Genomic DNA, 3,714 nt, shown 5'->3' with positions numbered 1-3,714 from the left:
TAGGGACCTCATATTACAGTAAGAGAAATTAGAGAATTAAATTCAGCAAAGGAAAAGCATAGTTGTATTATAGCAAGATTTATTAGACTAACTACATACTCAAAAGAAGCGGTAACAAGCTAAATACATTATATTGAATGGGGATAGACTAAAAATTGAGCCTTGTAGAAAAGAAGAACGGAAAAAGCCTAAATACAAGTATAAGGTCCATACACTTTAATTATGTAAGTAATCATATCTGGAAAATTTGCAAGAAAAAGAATTCTTTTGAGTATCAACATGGTAATTATTAACTAACAGAGCAAGAACAGAGAGAATACTTTTTCATAAACTATGTCACATCTTAAGACATTACGGATCTCAGTTAATAATGCCGAAAGTATTCAGGGTAGAAGAATGAGAAGCTAAATGGTATACTACTCTTTCTATGGAATTGTAATTAAATATAAAAAAAGGTCGAATTTAGTATTATTTATGGATGTTTTGTATTATTATAGTATAATAATAGTAAGAATATTTACTAGAGATATAAATTGGAGGATCTTATTATGAAAACAGTTACTTTAGATGCACTGATACCCAGAGAAGATTTTGAAGTTACAGAAGAATTAAGTGGAGGGGTTAGTAGAAATAAAACTACTCTTTCTATTGAAGATTTGCAATATGATTCTTTCTTTTTCACAGCTCTTAGAAAACCTGAATTCCAAAGAGAAACTAATGAATGGAGTGAAGAAAAAGTTTGTTCATTCATAGAAAGCTTTATAAATGGTGAATTAGTTCCTGCAATCATATTATGGAAAAATAAAAATGGATATATCTTTGTAATTGATGGTGCTCATAGACTCAGTAGCTTAGGTGCATGGATTAATGACGATTATGGAGACAATAATATTTCATTAGAATATTATGATCGATTTATTCCCGACGACCAAAAATCTATTGCACAAAGAACACGTGAATTAATCAATAATAAAATTGGATCATTTAAAGAATTAAAGAATGCTAGACGAAAAAAGCTTGGGCCAGACAATGAAAACATTTCAAAAATTGTTAATAATCTAGGCTCTTTAGCACTACAGGTTCAATGGGTAGAGGGGGATTCAAGCACTGCTGAAGAATCATTTTTAAAAATTAACCAATCTGCTACCAAGATCAGCAATGCTGAATTAGAATTAATAATAGCACGAAATAAAGCACATGCAATTACATCAAGGGCAATAGTAAGGGCAGGTAAAGGACACCAATATTGGTCAGCTTTTGATCAATCAAATCAAGACGAGATTACTAAGTTATCATCTGAAATTCACCAACTATTATTTGGAAATAAAAGTGTATCAATGAATGAAATTAATGATTTACCAGTTGGAGGACCCTTTGCCTCAACATATACTCTAGATACTGTGACTCAAACAGTTAAAATATGCAATGGAATTGTTAATAGTAAAGATGAACAAGAGGGAGATGCATCAAGTGTAATAAAACATTTAAAAAATACATTAAAAGTATTAGAATATATCAATTCCAAGAAGCCATGTTCAATGGGATTACATCCTTTTGTTTACTTTTATTCGGACCTTGGAAAACATAAAGTTGGTTCTTTTTATGGGGTGTTATACTTTTTTAATAAACTTATTAGTAAGAAGCAACTAAATAAATTTATAGAAGTAAGAGAGACCTTTGAAAAAACTTTAATGTCCCATAATTTCTTGGTCCAACAAATTATAAGAAAATGGCGTCAATCAAAGAGAGCGTATCGTGGTGTATCAGATTATTATGAAGCTTTAACTAATATTATTTACGACAATAAATTTATTGATCCTGAAGATGTTGTAACTAAGTTGAAAGAAATGGATAATTTTAAATTCTTACAAACTGATATATTAGATAACCATTCAAATGCGGTAAAGAAAAATTTTTCTAGAGGACAAAAACAACAAATTAAAATACAGTCCCTTATCAAAAATATCCCTACATGTCCAATTTGTGGTGGATATATTTCTCCTAAAACAAGTTCTATAGACCATATTCACCGAAAAGAAGATGGGGGATTAGCTGATCTCTCAAACGGTCAAATGACTCACTTATATTGTAATACAACTTATAAAAATTAGGTGGTAACAAAGATTTAGTTAGTTACCTTGATTACAGCCATTGAAATGTACCAACCTCACCATACTATTTACCACCGAATGAAAGCGAATTTACCATTAAGAGACAGGCGTTTACCACGATACCTTTGTATAATGAATGAGCACACCTAATTCTGTGACATTTATTATACAGGAGGTATTTTTTTATGATTTATTATTGAAAGATTTTGGAATTAAACGATGTGGAATCAGTCTTAGATGTATTACAGCTAACTCTCGTCAAAAAGTGACGGAAATCATCCGTCTTGCAGAGAAGAAAGGAACCAAACTAAACCAGTAATGTTATGTGAATTACTGGAATTCAATAAAAGGAGTTAGAAGCTAGTTAGGCTTCATTCATTCACGCTCCTTTTCGGCGTGTAGACTTGGTGACTGCGTAGTAGCGCATCAACCAAACGTACGAATTTTCTTGCGGTTAAGACGAGTGCCCTTTTATGTTGGTGTTTTGGTACTTTTGGTACTTCTTTGTGTTTCTTCGCGTAATACGCTTGGTATTCAGGGACTTGTTTTCCTACCGAGTTGGCGGCTTCAACAAGGTAATATCTAAGATACTGATTTCCCTGACGTGATAGCGAAGTATCATCAGCTGTAAAGTAACCGGATTGGTTTTTACGCTATTTCGCGATCTTTGTCTCATCGTCAAAGCGCTCAATTTGGCCAATTTCAGCGATTATGCCAGCAGAAAATACTGGCCCAATGCCTGTGATTGTTTCAAGGGTTTCTGTTAATCCGGCCATGATTCGTTTGATGGCCTTATCAAGCTCTTTCACCTGTTTTTGAAGGGTGCGAATCACTTCAATCGTCGTGCCGAGGATGAGCTTCAACAACTTCGTCTGAGCGATAAGAAGAACGAACGGCACGTTGGATCGATTTATCTACACATTCAGGATCACCAAAGCGGTTTTTCCCTTTCTCTTGAAGAAATGCAGCTAGGTCTTCCAATGGCATTTGTGATAGTTCTTCTAATCTAAATTTCTCGAAAAATAGCTCCATATCATCGCATTGCCAAAAACAGAGGAGTCAACTTCTTCTTTAAAGGTATTTCATTTAAAGCTCAAGTGTTGCAGAAAGTGCTGCTTTTCCTTCGGCACTTGATGCACGACTTGATATCAGCAACCTCGTGTATCAGTACTATACTTGGTTCGAAAGCCGCCCTAGAGCTACTAACATCTAGGTTCGAATACCAAGGTGCACAGCTTGCGAGTAGTGTAGAGCGTAGTGTTGAATACGTAAGACGAAAGGCCTTCTCACCTGACTTTACATTTAACAACATAGACCCAGCCAATAAGCACATGATAACTACACTTTTAGACGTGAATAAACGACCACATCATGAACACAAAATCTCAAAAATTCAGCTATTAGAAAAGGAAAGAGAAACAAATGTTATCACTATGATTCAACCATTTGATGCCGCTGACCTTGTTGAGTGTCGAATAGATAAATACAGCACCGTAGTAATAACCAAAATCACTATTCTGTACCTGAAGGACATGTAGGGGAATATTGTCGTGTGAAAGTTGGGGCTGAAGAAATCCGTTGTTTTCTTGATAACGAATTTCTA

At 34.2% G+C, this 3,714-nt stretch carries 2 protein-coding genes and 1 pseudogene; 1 reads left to right on the top strand and 2 read right to left on the bottom strand.

All coding sequences use genetic code 11. From position 1 onward, the window contains the following. The first annotated feature begins 548 nt into the window (after positions 1 to 548). On the top strand, positions 549 to 2,111 hold the full coding sequence (locus OWO01_RS15785; protein WP_268781434.1) for a GmrSD restriction endonuclease domain-containing protein: 1,563 nt from the start codon (positions 549 to 551) through the stop codon (positions 2,109 to 2,111). A 371-nt stretch (positions 2,112 to 2,482) separates the two neighbouring features. On the opposite strand, the pseudogene OWO01_RS15780 reads toward OWO01_RS15785, so the two are convergent. Both OWO01_RS15780 and OWO01_RS15775 read right to left on the bottom strand, forming a co-directional pair. After that, positions 2,483 to 3,259 (bottom strand): annotated as a pseudogene (locus tag OWO01_RS15780) (transposase); the annotation flags it as partial. A 252-nt stretch (positions 3,260 to 3,511) separates the two neighbouring features. After that, a partial coding sequence (locus tag OWO01_RS15775; protein WP_268781433.1) for a hypothetical protein occupies positions 3,512 to 3,714 on the bottom strand: 203 nt, incomplete at its 5' end.

Origin of the sequence: Natronobacillus azotifigens (assembly GCF_026805325.1) — a bacterium.
GTDB classification, from domain to species: domain Bacteria; phylum Bacillota; class Bacilli; order Bacillales; family Amphibacillaceae; genus Natronobacillus; species Natronobacillus azotifigens.
This window is presented reverse-complemented; position numbering and strand designations above follow the sequence as displayed.

What these genes read in the sequence shown, in the direction of transcription:
- OWO01_RS15785 (WP_268781434.1), top strand. Translation starts at nt 549, where the DNA reads ATGAAAACAGTTACTTTAGATGCACTGATACCCAGAGAAGATTTTGAA.